At 42.6% G+C, this 18,820-nt stretch carries 20 protein-coding genes; 2 read left to right on the forward strand and 18 right to left on the reverse strand.

Translation table 11 applies throughout. From position 1 onward, the window contains the following. Window positions 1–3: 3 nt before the first annotated feature. Window positions 4–84 carry an IS3 family transposase gene (locus tag AB3329_RS06350; protein WP_368395019.1) on the forward strand — a complete coding sequence of 27 codons (81 nt, stop codon included), beginning with the start codon at window positions 4–6 and terminating at the stop codon, window positions 82–84. Between the two features lie 220 nt (window positions 85–304). Here the strand turns inward: AB3329_RS06350 and AB3329_RS06355 are convergent, their stop codons facing one another. The 16 genes from AB3329_RS06355 to AB3329_RS06430 all read right to left on the reverse strand — a co-directional run bounded on the left by AB3329_RS06355 (window position 305) and on the right by AB3329_RS06430 (window position 16,295). Continuing rightward, on the reverse strand, window positions 305–1,474 hold the full coding sequence (locus AB3329_RS06355) for a permease (RefSeq protein WP_368394942.1): 1,170 nt from the start codon (window positions 1,472–1,474) through the stop codon (window positions 305–307). A gap of 128 nt (window positions 1,475–1,602) precedes the next feature. Next, complete coding sequence (locus AB3329_RS06360) at window positions 1,603–2,199, reverse strand: response regulator transcription factor (protein ID WP_368394943.1); 597 nt, start codon at window positions 2,197–2,199, stop codon at window positions 1,603–1,605. Window position 2,200: 1 nt separating this feature from the next. Continuing rightward, window positions 2,201–2,842: a hypothetical protein gene (locus tag AB3329_RS06365; protein ID WP_368394944.1), complete on the reverse strand. Its 642-nt coding sequence runs from the start codon at window positions 2,840–2,842 to the stop codon at window positions 2,201–2,203. 108 nt (window positions 2,843–2,950) lie between these two features. Next, window positions 2,951–3,274, reverse strand: a complete 324-nt coding sequence (locus tag AB3329_RS06370) for a sensor histidine kinase (protein ID WP_368394945.1) — start codon at window positions 3,272–3,274, stop codon at window positions 2,951–2,953. Then, window positions 3,261–5,009 carry an ABC transporter ATP-binding protein gene (locus tag AB3329_RS06375; protein ID WP_368394946.1) on the reverse strand — a complete coding sequence of 583 codons (1,749 nt, stop codon included), beginning with the start codon at window positions 5,007–5,009 and terminating at the stop codon, window positions 3,261–3,263. Before AB3329_RS06375 ends, AB3329_RS06370 begins: the two co-directional genes overlap by 14 nt. Window positions 5,010–5,014: 5 nt before the next feature. Beyond that, on the reverse strand, window positions 5,015–6,748 hold the full coding sequence (locus AB3329_RS06380; protein ID WP_368394947.1) for an ABC transporter ATP-binding protein: 1,734 nt from the start codon (window positions 6,746–6,748) through the stop codon (window positions 5,015–5,017). A 284-nt stretch (window positions 6,749–7,032) separates the two neighbouring features. Further along, the gene (locus AB3329_RS06385) at window positions 7,033–7,557 is read right to left on the reverse strand and encodes a VanZ family protein (protein ID WP_368394948.1); all 525 of its coding nucleotides are present in this window, start codon (window positions 7,555–7,557) and stop codon (window positions 7,033–7,035) included. Window positions 7,558–7,560: 3 nt separating this feature from the next. Further along, window positions 7,561–8,640 carry a dual-specificity RNA methyltransferase RlmN gene (rlmN, locus tag AB3329_RS06390; protein ID WP_368394949.1) on the reverse strand — a complete coding sequence of 360 codons (1,080 nt, stop codon included), beginning with the start codon at window positions 8,638–8,640 and terminating at the stop codon, window positions 7,561–7,563. 3 nt (window positions 8,641–8,643) lie between these two features. Beyond that, window positions 8,644–9,231 carry a YutD family protein gene (locus AB3329_RS06395; RefSeq protein WP_368394950.1) on the reverse strand — a complete coding sequence of 196 codons (588 nt, stop codon included), beginning with the start codon at window positions 9,229–9,231 and terminating at the stop codon, window positions 8,644–8,646. 253 nt (window positions 9,232–9,484) lie between these two features. Then, window positions 9,485–10,849: a bifunctional metallophosphatase/5'-nucleotidase gene (locus AB3329_RS06400; RefSeq protein WP_368394951.1), complete on the reverse strand. Its 1,365-nt coding sequence runs from the start codon at window positions 10,847–10,849 to the stop codon at window positions 9,485–9,487. A gap of 100 nt (window positions 10,850–10,949) precedes the next feature. After that, on the reverse strand, window positions 10,950–11,198 hold the full coding sequence (locus AB3329_RS06405) for a DUF3923 family protein (RefSeq protein ID WP_368394952.1): 249 nt from the start codon (window positions 11,196–11,198) through the stop codon (window positions 10,950–10,952). 139 nt (window positions 11,199–11,337) lie between these two features. After that, entirely contained in the window at window positions 11,338–12,423 is a 1,086-nt protein-coding gene (locus AB3329_RS06410; protein ID WP_368394954.1) for a SepM family pheromone-processing serine protease, read from the reverse strand. Beyond that, the gene (coaD, locus tag AB3329_RS06415; RefSeq protein WP_368394955.1) at window positions 12,401–12,901 is read right to left on the reverse strand and encodes a pantetheine-phosphate adenylyltransferase; all 501 of its coding nucleotides are present in this window, start codon (window positions 12,899–12,901) and stop codon (window positions 12,401–12,403) included. The genes AB3329_RS06410 and coaD overlap by 23 nt, the downstream gene beginning before the upstream one ends. Then, window positions 12,891–13,430: a 16S rRNA (guanine(966)-N(2))-methyltransferase RsmD gene (gene rsmD / locus AB3329_RS06420; RefSeq protein WP_368394956.1), complete on the reverse strand. Its 540-nt coding sequence runs from the start codon at window positions 13,428–13,430 to the stop codon at window positions 12,891–12,893. Before rsmD ends, coaD begins: the two co-directional genes overlap by 11 nt. 206 nt (window positions 13,431–13,636) lie before the next feature. Further along, window positions 13,637–14,629 carry an aspartate--ammonia ligase gene (gene asnA, locus AB3329_RS06425; protein WP_368394957.1) on the reverse strand — a complete coding sequence of 331 codons (993 nt, stop codon included), beginning with the start codon at window positions 14,627–14,629 and terminating at the stop codon, window positions 13,637–13,639. A 580-nt stretch (window positions 14,630–15,209) separates the two neighbouring features. After that, a complete protein-coding gene (locus AB3329_RS06430) occupies window positions 15,210–16,295 on the reverse strand; it encodes an MmcQ/YjbR family DNA-binding protein (RefSeq protein ID WP_368394958.1) in 1,086 nt (361 codons plus the stop codon). A 181-nt stretch (window positions 16,296–16,476) separates the two neighbouring features. On the opposite strand from AB3329_RS06430, the gene AB3329_RS06435 reads away from it, so the two are divergent. Next, a complete protein-coding gene (locus AB3329_RS06435) occupies window positions 16,477–17,358 on the forward strand; it encodes a TSUP family transporter (protein WP_368394959.1) in 882 nt (293 codons plus the stop codon). 251 nt (window positions 17,359–17,609) lie between these two features. Here the strand turns inward: AB3329_RS06435 and AB3329_RS06440 are convergent, their stop codons facing one another. Both AB3329_RS06440 and AB3329_RS06445 read right to left on the reverse strand, forming a co-directional pair. Further along, entirely contained in the window at window positions 17,610–18,122 is a 513-nt protein-coding gene (locus tag AB3329_RS06440) for an HXXEE domain-containing protein (RefSeq protein WP_368394960.1), read from the reverse strand. A 209-nt stretch (window positions 18,123–18,331) separates the two neighbouring features. Then, a complete protein-coding gene (locus AB3329_RS06445) occupies window positions 18,332–18,814 on the reverse strand; it encodes a GNAT family N-acetyltransferase (RefSeq protein WP_368394961.1) in 483 nt (160 codons plus the stop codon). Between the last annotated feature and the right edge of the window lie 6 nt (window positions 18,815–18,820).

An 18,820-nucleotide genomic window follows, 5' to 3' on the forward strand; every position in this document is an offset into this window, starting at 1 on the left:
TATATCCATTTTTACAATACTCAACGCTATCAAGCCAAACTAAACAACCTGACTCCTTTGGAATTTAGGAATCAGGTTGCTTAACTATTTTTATTATTTGACTGTCCACTTGACAGGGAGCTGTTCAAAGAGTCCTGGCCTTTCTTATTAATTTTCTTTAAATGTCATAGGCCTGATGATAGCGCTGATAGCCCTTTTGAGGCTTTAACAATAAAAGCCTTTACTCTTTCTCCTTCAACAATTGGCTAGGTTTGCAAAAAGCGGATATTTTTTGATAAAAAGGCATCTGTCCTCTTCCAGCTGCTTATTCTGCTGTCAGCTTCAGAAACAGCTCCTGCCGTTCCGGCAGAATAAGCTTTTCAAGATGGTTAAACAGCAGCAAGAGCCAGTTAAACGCCAGCAAGAAGGCCGATATTTCAAATGCAGTCAAAGATAAATAGCCAATAAGCTGAAAGGCTACTTCTAAAGCAACTAAAACTGTACCAATAAGGTAAGAAGTGGTAGTAAAATCGCGCGTTACCTGCGGTACCAGCCAAGGAACGCTGATAATCAAAAGAATGACAATATAAATCAAATAACCGGCAAATCGTGTATGCAGATAATGCCAGTCTCCATCATTAGGAAAATAGCCGACAGCGCCTAAATCAATCGCTAAAAGCGTCAGTAAAAGCCGCAGTGCTGTCATTTTCCAGTCTTTGCCGTAATGATGGCCGAGAGCAACAAAAAGGTAATCAACTAAAGCAACCAAAACAAGAGCAGACAGCATCAAAGTCATATTAAACTGCCAACCGTTTTGAGCGGCTTTTGTTCCCAGAAAACTTAGATTAACCTGCCACCAATGCCTGGAACTGTTAGTAGCCATAGATAATAAAACACCTGTCATCATGATGATTGTAAATACTGTAGTCAGCCAAGTCGCTCTGATTTGCTCAGCCAGCTGAGACCATAAAAGAGTGACTGTATAGACCATAATTCCTAAGATGAAAGCAGAGGTCAGCTGGTCAAAGGAGGCACCTCTAAAGAGCTGGGCCAGCAGCCAGGAAAAACCTAAGAGGACAACAAATAAAATAGTGGAAAAGGCAAGAATAACAACTGGCAGCATTCGCCAAAAAATCCGGCTTTTAAGACCGGCCAGAAAGGTTTTGCGATTGGCAATAAAATTAACCGTAAAAAAACCAGTCGCTAAAAAACCGCCTCCCACAAGCAAAAAACTGGAGATAGAAAATTCACCATTCAAGGGGACTTGTTCTAGTCCTAATAGGGCAGTTAAGATTAAAAAAATCAGCACAGCCAGAATACTAAAGACGATTAAAACCCAGTTAGGCAGGAGCGGCTGACGTTTTACAGACTGTTTTTTGATAAACAATTCCTTGGAATCCCATTCAGCCTTCACTTCTTCTTTATCATCAAGCTGCAGCTGTTCTGCAATTTCCAAGGGCAATTCTAATTTGTAATGCGTCTCATTTTGCTTCATAGTCCTTATTATAATACCTCTTGGCAGGATATGTAAAGCCAATAAGACAAAGAAATCTAAGCCAATCAAATTTTTTTAAGAAAAATTTACTAAAAACCAGAGTCGTATAAGAAATGGGCACCTTTTATCTATATCCACTCTTTTTCCTGAGCAATTTTGAGAGCTTCAAATCGGTTGCCTGCCCCCAGTTTATTGAAAATATTGGATGTGTAGTTGCGTACCGTCCCATCTGAAAGGTAGAGCGCCAGAGAAATCTCCCTGCTGGTTTTCCCTTTGGCAATCAGCCTCAGAATCTTTTGTTCCTGAACACTGAGCGGGTTATCATCTGATATAATATTTTCAATCAATTCCGGAGAGTATTCTTTATCTCCATCTAAGACAGTGTGAATAGTCTTCATCAGCTGAGAAATCGAACGGTCTTTGAGAACATAAGCATCAACTCCAGCCTTGACAGCCCGCTGAAAATAGCCGATTCGCTTAAAGGTTGTGACAATAATAATCTTCGTATCACTATTGGCACGCGCCCATTCTAAAACATCTAAACCGCTCTTTTTGGGCATCTCTATATCCAAAATCGCAGCATCCACGGTTTCTTCCTGCAAAACAGCGATTGCTTCTAATCCATCCGCCGCCTGAAAAACACTGTCAACATCGTCTTCCATAAGCAGCAGCTGACAGAGAGCATCCCGCAGCATAGACTGATCCTCCGCAACTAATAAATTCATTTCAGCGTCTCCTCTCTTTTAGGCAATCCTTGAACGCTTCCCTCTGCTTATAGGGAATACCAAATTTTTCAGCTGTTTTTCTGTAAACTGATAATAGATAAAAGCCATAAATCAATGTCGCACAAGCGCCGCCGATACCAGCCACAGACCATAACACATACCAGCGCATATCAGACACAAAGGCGAGATAGATTGCTGATAAAGCTGATAGAATCGGGAAAGGTGCTACAAAATAATCAACAGTTCTGTTCATAATTTTCGCCTGCGGAATAAAGTGCAAACCGATTATCAGTGTTACTGTTGGAAAAATAAATGAGTTCAGGCCAAAATATGCTAAGATCAAACCAGATATCCAAACACCAGTATAAGTCACAGCACTTAAGAGCCCCATCTGCTTTTTAATCCTCTGGCCTTCCAGACTTTCATAAACCTCAAAACGGTTGGCATGCTTTATATTTCTCAAACTCATGCAAGCAATATAAACACTGCAGGCAGCTGCTAAAGCAAATATAAGCCACCCAATCAACCCCCAAGCCTTACCAAAAAACAAAGAATAAATCAGTGTAAAAAAGGCCATTAAGAAACCATAAGGGGCAATGCTTTGCGCTGCTTCCCCATAAAACTTTTGCTGCTCTTTTTCCATAAGTTTCCTCTCTAACTATAACTCAGTCAAAAATTCTTATACAGCTGTTCAGGCTAAACAAAACTCTACTCTAGATAAAGCATTCACTAGACACTTTGCCGTATAGGTTTATAGCTTCGAATCTGATTCTGCTAAGCTGACTCTGATAACTGTCGGACTGTGGCGTGAGACAATCTCAGCTTTACCACTTACTAACTGCAGACGTTCTTTGATAGACTGAAGTTCCTGTCCTGTTAACTGCTTGAAACCACAGCCATCATCGCTCACTTCAATCACAATTCTGTCCTGATGTGTTTTTAGTTTAATATGACAGTTCTGAGCTCGTTTGGCATGTTTGACAACATTGGTTGTCAATTCACGCAAAATCATTGTAGCACTGGACTGGATAAGGGGCGGCAATGAAAACGCTATGCCATTTTTAGCCTGCTGCATCCATCATGCCGGCCTGCAGCCGATACATCTTCTGATAGGTCCCTCCTTGAGCTAACAGCTCTTCATGAGTTCCTGATTCGATAATCTGTCCTTTATCGAGGACATAAATACAGTCTGCATCCTGAATGGTGGATAAACGATGGGCAATGGCAATGGTCGTCCGTCCTCGGCGCAGCTTTTCGAGTGAATGCTGAACAATCTGCTCAGTTTCTGAGTCAATATTAGCTGTTGCTTCATCCATGATTAAAACTTTAGGCTGACTGGCTACTGTTCTGGCAAAAGCCAAAAGCTGACGCTGTCCGGTTGAAAAACTGGAGCCGCGTTCACTGACCGGTGTGTCGTACTGCTGCGGAAGTTTTTGAATAAAAGGCGCTGCATCTACAAATTCCGCTGCAGCTTCTACATCGGCATCGGAAATATCCTGATACATTTTGATGTTGGATTTAATGGTGCCATGATAAAGGAAGGGATCCTGCAGCACCAGACCAATTTTGCTGCGCAGTTCTTTTTGGCTATATGCCCGGATGTCTCTGCCATCCAGCAGAACCTGTCCGGACTGAAATTCATAAAACCGCATGAAGACATTGATAATAGAGGACTTCCCGGAACCTGTCGGTCCGACAAAGGCAATGGTCTGACCCTTTTGAACCTTGAAGGAAATATGATTTAAGGTCCGGTTTTTTCCGTCATAAGAAAAGCTGACATCTTTAAATTCAATATTGCCTTCTTCAATTTCTGCCTGACTGTCTGCCTGAAGCGGCTCATATCCGGCTTCATCAATAAGATCAAAAACACGGCCGGCAGAAACCATGGAAGTCTGCAAGGTCGAAAAGTTCTGCGTCACTTCAATCAGAGGATCAAACAAGCGGTTGATATACTGAATAAAAGCATACATCAGTCCAGCTGTGATGCCTGCCCCAATCCCTTGAAAGCCAAAATAAGCCATTAAAACTGCGTAGGCCAAAAGTTTTAGAAGCGACATGGCCGGACGTAAAAAGAGACTGTCCAAAGCCATAGAACGGTTGGCATAGAGAACATGCTCTTCATTTATGGCTTCAAATTCATCTTTAAGTCGGTCTTCTTGGCTAAAAGCTTGAATAATCTGAATTCCTTCAATACTTTCAGACAGTTTTGTATTGATGTCACTTAGCAGGCTCCGTGTCTTTTCAATCACCTTAACAGATTTTTTACGGTAGAGGTTAACCAAAATAAAAATCAAAGGCAGAAAAACAGCAACTAGACCTGTCAGTCTAGCATCCAGCATCAGCATTGTATAAAGAGTAACTGTAAAAATAAAAATAGCAGATATAAAACTGGATAAGATGCCTGAAAACATTTCACTGATACTTTCGGTATCATTGGTCAGACGTGACACGATTGACCCAGCCGGTGTCCGATCAAAGTAAGACATGCCCAATTTTTCCATATTGGCAAAGGCATCATAGCGAATATCACGAACAATACTATAAGACACACGCGCAAAAAAGAAATTACCCAAATACTGGATGATGGTCTGCAGGACATACATGAGATAATAACCGATCAGCATCATAACCGCTGTTTGGTTAAAATCAGTCAAAAAGTGGTCAATAAAATAGGAGGCAAGCAAAGGAATCAAACTGCGCACTACCGTTGTCAGCAAAAGTAATGTTAATGCGGCTGCCGTCAGCAGTTTATAAGGTCTGAGGTAGGACATCAAGCGCTTAAAGACGCGCCACTGGTTACTGTTATTCATAGTTTTCAGTCCTCCTCTCCTTCTAATTGCTGAGCCGCATAAGTGGACGCGTACCAGCCGCCGGCCTGAACGAGGTCATCGTGCCTGCCGCGCTCAATAATACGGCCGTCCTGCATCACCAGAATCAAATCGGCATGAACAACAGCCGACAGGCGGTGAGCTGTGATAATCGTTGATTTATTCTGACGTGTTTGTTTAAGATTTTCAATAATAGCATGTTCAGTCTTGGCATCAACAGCTGAAAGAGAATCGTCTAAAATCAGAATCTCCGGATTTAAAATCATTGCCCGACTCATAGCAATCCGCTGCTTCTGCCCGCCTGACAGTGAAACACCTTTCTCGCCGATAACTGTCTCAAAGCCTTCAGGCATGGCCATTATATCATCGTAAACCTGAGAAAGCTGTGTCGCCTCTTCGACTTCCTGAGAACTTAAGTCTGCATTTCCGAAACGGACGTTTTCCAATATGGAGTCAGCAAATAAAAACTGGTCTTGAGGAACATAGCCAATCAGGCTGCGTAAATCGGCCAGACGGTACTGGCGAATATCGTGTCCGTTGAGACTGATACTGCCCTGTGTGACATCATATTCTCGCAGGAGCAGTTTAATCAGGGTTGTCTTTCCGGATCCGGTTTGCCCGACCAGGCCCAAGGTCTGCCCTTTTTCTAAAGTAAAATGAATATCAGACAAGGTTGGCTCATTTTCATACTGGAAATGGTCAATGTGGTAAGTTAAAGGACCGTTTTCAATCCCAGACAAAGGCTCAATTGGATCTTTAATATCAGACTCCTGTTCCAGCAAAGCATTAATCCGCTCATAAGACACAGAGCCACGCTGAACCATGTTAAAGAGAAAGCCGATAGCCATCAAAGGCCAGACCAGCATATCCAGATAGGTTATAAAAGTGACTAGATTACCAACAGTAATTTGATTGGCCGACACCAAAACAGAGCCCATAAGTAAAGTTAAAACGTAAGAACTGCCGATAAACAGTAAGACCAAGGGATCAAACATGACATCATATTTCATGGTGACCATATTTTTCTTAAAGGTTATTTCATTGGTCTGCTGAAAAGCTGCCAATTCTTGCTCTTGATAACCAAAAGATTTGGTGACCTTTATTCCAGAGACACTTTCCTGTACTTGATTATTGAGTTCAGAAAAGGCAGCCTGCGACTGTTTAAAACTTTCGTGTGTCTTACGTCCCAAACGGCTGGTAGCCAAAGCCATTAAAGGCAGCGGCAGCACAGCAATCAAAGTCATCTGCCACGAGATGGTAAAAAACATAGTAATCAAGGTAACTAAGGCAGTGATAGAAGCATCTACAGCTGACATAACGCCGCCTCCGGCCAACCGTGTCAGCGAATTAATATCGTTGGTAGCATGAGCCATAAGGTCTCCGGTGCGATATTTTTGATAAAAAGACGGGGACATTTTGGTAAAATGCTCAAACAGCTGATAACGAATAATCTGCCCCAGACGGTAAGAGGTCCCTATAATGTACATGCGCCAAATATAACGCAGCCAATACATAGCCAGAGCCACCAAAATCAGCCACAAGAGATTCCAAAGCAGCTCTGCCCGTGTTAAGTCTCTTTGCGTAATAGCGTCAATAACATCCCCCAATATTCTCGGAGGAATAAGATTGAGGACTGCGACAAAACTCAAGGCAGAAATCCCCAGTAAGTAGCGCCGCTTTTCCAATTTAAAAAACCACCACAAATTTTTAATAATGGACATATAATACCCTTCCAACAAAATGCACAGCTCTTAGGCCGTGTTCAATTCACAAGATACAAAGCCCGTTTAAAGCTCACAGCAAAAATAGGAAAACTGACGAAGAAACCCTAGTTTCTAGGAAGTTTTATACTCACAAGAGCAGCCACATTCGTACGTCAGCTTGCGCTTCCTACGACTGCGTCTCTTTTTTGCAAAGAGCTTAGGGCGTGTTCAGTTTACCAAGATACAAAGGCCGTATAGAAAACTGTATGAAATTACGTGAAAATCCCTTTCAGGCAAAAATGTCATGAAAGAGATTGTTTATTTTTATCTAAAAAACGTTTCAATATAAACCGGTAAGCCTGCCAAGCCAGTAAGCCGCCCAATGTATTTGTCCATAAATCATCCAGTTCAAAAACACGATTGGCATCATAGAGCAAATCTGCAAGGAGCTGCAGGCATTCAATCGCTAGGCTGACTGCAAAACTCAGCAGTAAGATAAGCTTGCGTCTTCTCAAACGGGGAAACAGAAATAAACCGGCAAACATTAAGGGAAAAAGCAAAAAGATATTGACAATGTTCTGCCCCAAAACCCAAATAACAGCCTGCCAATCAGCCAGCTGATGAAAATGGATTAAGGAATTAAAGGGATGCAGTAAAAAGACTAAACGGCCAAAATGCCGAATCCCCGGTGTCTCTATCCCTGTTATGCCATGCTGCGGAGCAAAGCAGATAAGCATAAGAAAAATCAGGTATAAGAGCGAAAAACACCAGCACACCTTCTTGCCCAAGGAAGTAAGTTCTGCTTTTTGGGTAAAAAAAGATTTCATAACTCATGCTTTTCTTGTCAGCTGGGCTTGATCACGCTTCATGGTATTGGAGCGCAGCTGACCGCAGGCCGCATCGATATCTGCACCATGCTCCTGCCGTACAACACAGTTAACCCCGTTTTTCTTAAGCACATCATAAAATGCGTCCACACGTTCCTTAGGGCTTCTGCTGTACTGATCGTGTTCAGATACAGCATTATAAGGAATCAGATTGACATAAGACAGTTTTCGGATTTTCTTTGTCAAATCAGCTAATTCCTGAGCATTTTCCGGCCAATCATTAACACGGTTGAGCATAATGTATTCAAAAGTCACTCGCCGGTTAGTGGTATCGATATAGTAGGCAATGGCTTCGAATAGTTTTTCGAGAGGGAAGGAACGGTTGATTCGCATAATGCTGGAGCGCAGTTCATTATTAGGAGCGTGAAGAGAAACAGCTAAGTTAACCTGAACACCTTCATTAGCAAAATCACGAATTTTATGAGCCAGACCTGAAGTGGAAACAGTAATATGACGGGCTCCTATTGCCAAACCGCGGTCATCATTGATAACGCGCAAAAAATTAAGAACATTGTCATAATTGTCAAAAGGTTCACCTATCCCCATTACTACAACATGACTGACTCTTTCATTCTGTCCTTTCTCATCAAAATATTTTTGAACCAGCATGACTTGCGCTGCAATCTCCCCGCTGGTAAGATCACGCTGTTTTTTAATAAGACCGCTGGCGCAAAACGTACAGCCAATATTGCAGCCAACCTGTGTCGTGACACAGACAGATAAACCATAATGCTGACGCATCATGACCGTTTCAATCAGCATACCATCAGGTAGTTCAAAAAGATATTTGACCGTGCCGTCAGCAGACTCTTGGACTATTCGCTGCTGCAAAGGATTAATACAAAACTGTTCTGCCAGAAGATTGGTAAAATGCTGCGGCAGATTGGTCATAGCATCAAAAGATTGGACACGTTTTCGATAAAGCCAGTCCCAAATTTGTTCGGCACGGAAGGGTTTCTCCCCCTGCTTGCTGACCCATTCTGACAGTTGAGCTCGTGTTAAGCCGTAAATTGATGCTTTCATAGTCTAACCTTCCTTTTTCCTGATAACAAAATGCTGGTTAACCGTCTCTTTCCGCATTTTCCGATCCTTTTTTAACTGTTTGGACGGTCTGCGGCCGCGTCTGTGCTTTTGATCAAAGGTCCCCTTTGCAGCCGACTTTCTTTTAGCCTTGGGGGAAGGCGCATATATTTCAGAATCAGCGCTATAGCCATAGCCTACGGCTGCTCTTTGCTCCCTCTTCTCTGACCGCTCCCCTACTATTGCTTTTGGCTCGGGATTTTCAAGAATAAAGTAAGCACAGCCAAAGTTACAGTACTCTTTAATATATTCAGGCAAGCGGGAGATGGTACTGCTCTTTTTCAGCTGCCTGCTGTCATTATAAAATCCTTTCAAACGCAGCTGTTCATTTCCCCAGTCTCCAACAATATAATCATACTTAAGCAGAATTTCTGAAAAGCGCTGGCTGAATACTTTAGGGTCAAAAGCTTCTTTTTCATTTTCCAAGAGTAGAAATTCGATAGAGCCGCTTTTAACACGATCAGCAGCCACCACAAACTGCGGTCCCGGAAACTTATTATAGTTATACATTTCAGGAGAAAATTCTCTTCTCATACACTACCTTCCAAAAGATACAAAGCCCGTTTAAAAATCCGTATGAAAATGACGGTAAGCCAGAAATCTTTGATTTCGTAGGCGCACCTCTGCCAGGACGACTAGAAGGGTGCGGGCGGCTCCTAAGACGACAAAGCCTTCAGACGGCTACGGCTGACTAGAATGAACAGCTCTTGACAGTTTTTTCTGTGGAGCCTCTTAGGGCATTATGCTATCAGGATCAGCGCAAAGACTGTCAAAACAGTTTTTGCGTTTACAGTCCGGCTTCTTTTTTAGTCCTGCTGTTTTTATTATTGATGAGGTAACGTGCAAGCACTTCACGCAATAAATCAGGAAAAAGAAATTCTGCTCTTTGTTCTTTTAATTTTTCAAAATAAGTGGCGAAATAATACTGGTCTGCTAAAACTAATGTCAGCCGGCCATCTTTTTTTTCAGCCTCTTTATTATACACTATTTTCCCGTTTTTGTAAGTAAAGCCTTTTGTCATAAAATGGCCGAACCGCTTGCCGCGAAAACCCATCCCGCGAATTTCCTGACCGGCCAGCAAGTCCTCTTTGGCAAACATTTCTCGGCAAATAACTGTCAGCTCCTGTACAGTCAGATAAAATTTAAGCAGGCGCATCTGATGGGGAAGCGAATGATGCAGAGAATCCTTGGTAAAATTACGGGGAAAAGGTTCAACTATTAAACCTGTATTGACAATGGCTAGATCACTTTTGGCATAAGCTCTCATCGCCTCCATCAATAAATCAGCAGATTCAGACAGACTCAAATCATGCTCAAAAACAGCCAGTTTCTGCTGTCGCAGATGAGCCCGCCCTGTTTCAGTATAGTTCTCCAGCCATTTTTTGTCTGCCACTAAACTTGGCAGGTGGCGGGTTTCATGCGCTAGAATAGTTATATCAGAAAGCCTGTGATTGGCAAAAGTCAGATCAATTTCCCCGACATATTCGCCATATCTGCCGGCAGCGGCCAGATAAGTCCCATTTAAACTGACACCTTCTTCAAAAACATGGTGTGTATGTGCCCCAATAATCAAATCAATCTTCGCTGACGACCGGGCAATCTTTTCATCCAAACGGATCCCTAAATGACTCAGTAAAATGCGAAAATCAGCAGATTCCACTTCAGGCCGTGCCAAGTCTCTCTGAAGACAGACAAGCGGATCGGCCACCTCCCAGCCATTAGGCGCATAAGTCCAATAATAAGGAAAAGTATAGGCCAAAAAAGCAATCTTAGTCCCTGCCTCAGTTGTGACAATCTCATAAGGACCGGCCCAAGCAGGCCGTCTGCCTTCTGTATCTGTCAAATTGCCCAAAACAACTTTAAAAGCCGCTTGATCATATAATTCGTTCAACTCAGCCTTAGCCAGACCGATGCCTTCATTGTTGCCGATTGTTGCAAAATCAATGCCCAGTTCATTCATCAAGTCAACATTGCTTTGGCCGGAACTGACCTCAGTCATTGGATGGCTCCTGTCAACATTATCACCAATATCAAGCTTAATCACTTGGCTGCCAGTGTCAGATTTCTCAGCAAAAAAGCGCTTAATTTTGGGAAAGGCTTCAAAATGCGAATGCAAATCATTGATATGCAAAATTTTAAGCTTTTCTATCATAATTTTATTATAACACTTCCGCTGACAGAAGCGAATGTTAAGAAATCAGTTTTACAGATAGAAAAAGGTGCTGTTTAGCAGGCCTGCAGTCTGCCTAGGGTCAGTTGATTTCCTTGCCATTTTTTAAATTCTTAAAATACAGAAATCCCAGATAAATCAGCCCCTGACACATCCAAATAAAAGCATAGCACAAAAGCCACATGAAGAAAGTCAGCCATTTGCGTTCACTGGTCTGAAAAACCCCCTGACTGTCCACTGTTCTTAAAAAAATCAGCATGCTGATATCTAAAAAAACAGCCAGCAGAGCAAAGTTAAATCCTATAATAAACCGTTTTTGCAGTTTTGACATCTTGCCTCCTAAAGAGCAATTTGGATTTTACTCTTTATTTATTTTTAACATTAATCTAACCAGTGAGGCTTAATAAAAACTTAAGGAACAGATAAAAAAGGCTGTCAGCTATTGAAAGATTTCTGACATCCTTTTTAGTTTAATCCTGCTTTCTTAAATAATCGATAGCTTCCTGAACATTGGTCACAGGAACAATCTTCATCTTGCTGCCCAGCTCTTTAGCGGCTGCTGCAGCTTCTTCATAATTCGTTTTAGCATCTGGGTCGGCTTTTAAAGCAGCTTCATCTACAGGGTTATTAGGAACAAAGAAGATTTCTGCTCCAGCCTTATCCGCTGCAACAACCTTCAAAGCAGCACCGCCGATATCACCGACTGAGCCATCCTGTTCAATGGTTCCAGTTCCGGCAATTACACGTCCCTGCCGCAGATCCTCCTCAGTCAGCTGGTCATAAATATCTAAGGTAAACATTAAACCAGCACTGGGACCTCCAACACCATCCGTTGAAAAAACAATATCCTTATCCGAATTAACCTCTGTATGATCGACCAGACCAATGCCGATACCATTTTTCCCATTTTCCAGCCTGATGATTTTTCCTTCTGCCTCTTTAGCTTTGCCATCAGATGTATACTGAACGGTTACCTGTTCCCCCAATTCCAAACCGCTGACATAGTCAATAAGGTCGGCAGAACTGCTAAAAGTCCGGCTGTTAACGCCTGTGACTGTATCAGCCAGCTGAAGAATCCCCTTAAAACTGGAATTTTCATTGACATTAAGGACATAGACCCCCATATAGTCAAGACTGACTTCTTCACCAGCCAAACTTAGAGCCTGGTAAACAGCATTATTCTGTGAGGTTTCCATGTAAAACTGATTCATTCTGATATAATCATCATTGCTGTAGCCCCCAGTCGTCTCCTGCATACTGGTAATTTCAGTGAAGGGGGTCAGCCAGCCGTAAATCAGCTGGGCCAGAGTGGCCTGACTCATACTGACAGCCACAAAATTATAGGAACCCGCCTGATCATCTTTACGGTCATCAACCGTCAAAACCGAACGAATATCATAAGCACCGCCCGGCATCTCTAAATAATAGGGAAGCGGCACAAAAAGACTAAAAAGCAGCAAAAAGGCTGCCAGAGCACCGATCAGCCACCATTTAAACTGCCTGACCCACTGTTTCAGTGCTTTTAGATTTGAACTAAAGACTTGTAAAATCTTCACCTAGTTTCTCCACTTCTTTTACAACACTTTCCGGAACAAAATCCGATACATCCGAATGAAAATGAATCAATTCACGAATACGGCTGGAACTGATATGGGCCAGGTCAGCAGGCGGCAGAAAAAAAACAGTGTCAATAGTCTCTGCCAAGTGGCTGTTAAAAAAGGCCAGTTCGCTTTCATATTCCAAATCTCTGCCGTTTCTTAAGCCCCGCACCAGATGCGTAACACCAATCTGTCCGGCAATATCAACTGCCAGAGAATCATGAGCTGCAAGCACTTTGACATTGCTGAGACCAGCCACAGCCTCTTCTAGCATGGCTCTGCGCTTAGCTGCTGTAAAAAAACCTTCCTTATTTTTATTGTAGAACAGACCGACATAAAGCTGATCGAAAAGCCGGCCTGCGCTTTTAATAATTGCCATATGCCCGTTTGTTACAGGGTCAAAGGAGCCGGTAAAAAGTCCTATTTTATTTGACATATACTGTTACCTTACTGATTCCGTATTTTTTTTGCTTCCACATTCTAATTGTTCCAATGGTTTCAGGCAATGCCACTGTCTTTTCAGTCTCACAGACGAGCACAGCACCTTCTGCCAAACGTCCCTCTGCCTCCAAAACAGTGATATTTTGCACAATCTCTTCTTTGGCATAAGGCGGATCAAGAAAAACCAGATCAAAACAGCCAGTAAGTTCTTTAACAGCCTGGGCGGCTGTCTTTTTTATTAACCGAAACTGTTTGGCTTTCTGAGTCATCTTAATATTGGCATTTATAACAGCCTGCGCCTTGCGGTCTTTCTCTACCAAAACAGCTTCTGCTATCCCGCGGGAAACTGCTTCAATAGCGAGTCCGCCGGATCCGGCAAAAAGATCCAAGGCACGGCCGCCTGTAAAATAAGGGCCAATCATATTAAAAACGGCCCCACGTACCTTATCAGAAGTGGGACGTGTTGTTTTCCCCTCAAGCGTTTTTAAGGGACGCCCGCCAAACTCACCAGCAACAATTCTCATAACGCTATTATTATACCAAAAAACAATTGTTTTTGGTAAATATAAGAAAAAGAGGGTGGGACAGTTGATTAGGGAGGTCTTATCCTTTGTTTAACAAGAGATAAGAACTTCCAACCAAAACTCATATGTCTGGAAAATGAAAGGAGGCAGGACTTTTGTCCCTGCCTCTGATTAATTTATAAGACTGCCAAATTCAGCCAAAACAATTATAAAATATTGTCATAGGTATCCCGGACTTCCTGCGGCCAAACAGAAGTCTGCACTTCGCCAATATGCTTTTTGCGCAGTAAAAACATAGCCATCCGTGATTGGCCGATACCCCCGCCTATCGTCAAAGGGAAGAAGCCACGTAAAAGTGTTTTATGCCAATCCAGTTCAAGACGATCTTCATCACCTGTAATAACGACCTGACGTTTAAGGGCATCTTCGTCAACACGAATTCCCATTGACGAGAGTTCAAAAGCCGATCCCAGCGCTTCATTCCAAACTAAAATATCACCATTTAGCCCCTTATACCCATGTTCCGTCTCACTGGTCCAGTCATCGTAATCCGGTGCACGACCGTCATGGGGCTGTCCATCGGCCAAGATACCGCCGATACCGATCAAAAAGACCGCGCCATATTCTTTGGTAATTTCATTTTCACGCTCTTTAGGTGTCAAATCAGGATAGCGCTCAACCAATTCTTCAGAGTGAATAAAAGTGATTTTTTTAGGCAGCACGGAATCAATGTCATAACGCGCCTCAACAGCTAATTCCGTCAGGCGAATGACCTTATAAATCGTTTCAACTGTTTCTTTCAAATAAGCCAAATTTCTGCGGCCGTCAGGAATCACTTTTTCCCAATCCCACTGATCCACATAAACAGAGTGAATAGGATCCAGCGATTCCTCATCAGGGCGGAGTGCCTTCATATTAACAACAAGCCCTTCCCCCTCATTAAAACCAAAACGCGCCAAAGTATGACGCTTCCATTTAGCCAGTGAATGGACCACCTCAAAAGTCGCATCGGGAATCTTCAAAACATGGACAGAAACAGGATTTTCGACACCAGACAAATTATCCTGCATCCCATCGCCAACCCGGCTCAAAATAGGGCCCTGCACTTCGACAACATCAAGTTTATCAATCAAATATTGTGTAAACGTATTTTTTACAAAAGAAATTTCTTCCTGCTGATGAATAAAACTCTTCTTCATACACTCCTCCACCAAGATACAAAGGCCGTTTAAAAATCCGTAGGAAAATAGGGGATGGCAAGTGATGCTGGCATCACGATGACAGCCATCTTTTTCACTAGGATTTTAGGCCGTGTTCAATTCCACCAAGATACAAAGGCCGTTTAAAAATCCGTATGAAAATGACGGTAAGTCCGAAATCTCTGATTTCGCAGACGCACCTCTGCCAAGACGACTAGAAAGCTGCGGTCGGCCGCTAGGACGACAAAGCTTTCAGACGGCTACGGCTAGCTGACTTGAAATCAATTCTAAACTTACTATGTCTTTTTTGCAAAGAGCTTAGCCCGTGTTCTCTCTTTACTGTAACTAATTGGTATCAATCAAATTAATAAAAACGACGGTCTAATCGTCTTTTTGCTTTTTAGAAAAAACAAAGATAGGCTTATTATACACTTCTGACGGGCAAAAGAAAAGTCTTTTAGCCTATTTCGCCGTTTTTCAAAAAAAATATCAGTCTTAACAGGCGATTAAGACAGGCTCACACCCTGTCTTCTCACCTTAAGCCAGCCTGCAATCAGAATTATAGACCCGCAGTATACTTCTAGTTCTTAAGAGCCTTTTTTACCTCAGCAGCCAGTTCTTTGGTCATCCGCCGTGCCCCGCGGATATTAGTAACACCGTATTCTTTTAAAACAGAGCTGGAGAACCGGCTGTCCGGAAACTGGGTCAGCAGCTCAATTCGCATGAGTCTCTTTGTTTCAGAACGGTCAGGATAGGCTTCATTAGGGATATCAGCCTCTAAAACTCGGCAGAGATAGCGAAGAGAACGCACAGGCGCTGTGATGTAAATACCCACATAGTCATCTGTTTTTATCGACGCTTTTTGTGTCCAATGAATCATTTTATGAGCTGCAAGCTCAGCATCAACGTCATAATATTTGGGATTAGCTGGAATCAGCCAAAAATCAGGACCATCGGCACTGCCTAAACTGCCCTTCTCCGTTAGCTTTCTGCTTTTATCAACTAAAGAAAAAAGCAGCTCATCGGAAACATCTTCATCCAAAATGACTGAGACCCAAGACTTTTTATTCATATGGTAAGATGGATAAATCCCGGGACAGGTAAGCAAATGGGCTAAATCATCGTTTTTTACTTTTAGATTGATAATTTCAACCTCATCCTCCGTCTCTTCCTGCTTCCTCTTTTCTTCGCCCGAATCCAGCTTACTGCGGCTGACAGTCATAATCAGACCGTACCATTTTCGGTTTATGGGATTGCGGTAGGCTGCAAAATCAGGGTATTTGGCAAAGGGATGATCGTATTGATCACCGTAGGTCTTTTCAATATAGTGAAGCAAACGGTCAGCTTGTTCAGTTACAAAAGGCCGGTCTTCAAAACAGCTGATGGCTATTTTTTCTAAAATGGCAGCATAGGCTGCCCGGACCTGACCGGCAAAAGAACCTGCCTGCCGCTGAGTACGCAGGGCCAAATAATCATCATTTATCTCAGTATCAATCACGCGGCCGCTGACCCGGCCGTCAGCCCCAATAGACAGCTGAGCTTCAAAATTCCCATCCATAAATAATTCTCGGTAATTATAAAGGTCACCTTCTTTTTTAAAGCCAAAAGGCAGAAGTTCTTTTATAAGGACCCGTTTTTTCTTGAAAAATTCAGACTCCAAAGACATAACCCAAACTTCCTTTTTGACTCTATTATAGCAAAAATAAAATGAGCCTTACCAGCTGCATTATAAAAGAACAGACATATTTTTTGAATCAACTGCCGGCGGAGGCGCAGCCTCTGAACATTTAAGAAAATCAATAAAAAACGATATTTACTTAATCGTCTTAATTGACTATAATAGGGCTATGACTAATTCACTTATACTTCATATAATTCAGCTGATGCTGGTCAGCTTAATTGCCTGGGTCATTTTTTTAATAGTGAGAAATGCCCGCAGACGGCAGATTGATTTAAGAGATAAATTCTTTACGGGTTTTGGAATCGGCATAGTGACTGATTTATTAGATACACTGGGAATCGGAACTTTTGCGACAACAACGACGCTTTTTAAGGCCACGCAGTTAGTTAAGGATGACCGTCAAATTCCCGCTACTATGACAACGGCTCATGTTATTCCGGTTTTAGTAGAGGCCCTGTGTTTTATTACTATTGTGGAGGTGGATCTGACTACCCTAGCCTGCATGGCGGCCGCAGCCTTCTCCGGAGCTTTTGTTGGAGCACGGCTGACCAAAAATTGGAACACTCAGAAAGTCCAGATGGTTTTAGGAGTTCTGCTGATTATTGCGGCTTTTTTTATGGTCTACCGTATGCTGACAAATCCTGGTGCAGATATTGCTAACGATATTCGCGGTCTGTCGGGAATCAGACTGCTTATCGGTATCATTTTTGACTTCATCATCGGAATGCTGATGACTATGGGACTGGGCAATTATGCGCCGGAACTTATTTTTTTCTCGCTGATGGGAATCAGTCCGGCTATTGCACTTCCGGTTATGATGTTAAATGCAGCCATGATTATGGTTGCCGGCTCCAAACAGTTTATCGAATCAGACCGAGTACACTGGCCCGGGGTATTAGGTATCATTATCGGCGGAGTCTTTGGTGTTTTAATCGCAGCATTTTTCCTGACCAGCCTAGATATTGATAAGCTTAAAATTCTAGTCGTTTTTATCGCCCTCTATACAGGCTTGATGCTGCTGCGTTCAGCTCTTATCCGATCAAAATAAAGCTTGCTGACGGTGTTTACACATATTTGGAAAAAACATTTTTTCGCTTACAGACCTCTTCTATCCAGCAAAGCCTCAGAATGATTTTACTTCCTTAAAATTTCTTAAGATAAAAAAGCTCTGTAAATCCCTCAGCAGAATTTACAGAGCTTTTTGTATAAAGAAAAGGAAGCTAATGTTGTTTTGACAATATTTCATCAAAACAGCAGGCAGAACTCATTTTCGCAGTAAAGTACAAACAGTCTGCATGACTAACCATGCAAAAGCTGTTCAACCTTTTCGGACTGTCCGTGAAGAAAGTTTAGATTAAGCAGTAAAGCAACAAAAATCAGCGGAACTAAAATAAACAAAAGAAGCCAGTTAAGAGACTGAGAAAGGATAAAGACAGCAATACTCAGTAAAAGCACAGGCATGGTTAAAACAGATGTGATGCTGCCCGGCACCCAAATACGAAAAGAAAGGACCTGACCGATATGAGCAAACAAATGCAGCGTATGTCCCAATGTAATCGCTAAGACTAATTCCGGCAGACGAAAAATAATGCCTGCAAAAAGAACTAAACCAGCCAGAATAAACTCTTCCATGATTAAAGCAGCCATCGTCTCTGCCGACGGATAGGAGGCCCTTCCTGAAATAAACATTTCTGACGCCAATTCAGGGTCACTGCCTTTTTTGTCAATCCAAGGGCGAACTCTCACAATCTCTTCAAATTCATGGACCATAAAAAGTACAATCGCAAGAAAGGCCAACAAAGCTGAAGTCATAACATCATCTCCCATCAAAATACAAAGGGCGTTTTAAGGCAAAGTCAAAACATTGAAGCCGGCCGCCGAGCCATTAGCAGCTTTGGGGCTGTCCCCATAGTGCAGCCGCACTCATATCGTAGTATTGCAGAGCATTTTTTATAGAACATTTAGGCCCCGGTCATTGGACAAAAGAGGCTGACAAATAGCTCTGCATCACGGCAGCGGTTTTACAGTTTGGATAAATCGCAAATCATAATACAGTCTTCCTTATTTTGCCGAAAAATCTGAAAACCAAGCTGCTGATATAGGTAAAAGGCAGGATTAGCTTTTTGCACAGACAAAGAGACCCTTTGACAGCCCTCCATTTTAAGCCAGACAAGAAAAGCAGTCAGTAAAGCTCGGCCAATACCTCGCCTGCGGTAAGAAGGAAACAGTGAAACAGAAAGTGACGGTGTCTCATCATCGATATGACCATAATCAGGCATAATCCGAACCCAAACTGCTCCCGCAATCTGACCGTTTACTTCCGCCACCATGGCCTTGTCATGCAAGTCTCGGCCAAAATCTTTGATATATAGCTGCAGTTCCGGCAGCTGAACAATCTGTCTGTCAGGAGCTGGGTAACCCTCAGGTACAAAAATTGCCTGATAGAGGAATTCTTCCAAAAGCGGATATTCTTCCGGGGCCATAGGACGTAAAATAAGTGACATAACAAT

It is taken from the genome of Streptococcus huangxiaojuni (assembly GCF_040930515.1).
Taxonomy (GTDB): Bacteria; Bacillota; Bacilli; order Lactobacillales; family Streptococcaceae; genus Streptococcus; species Streptococcus huangxiaojuni.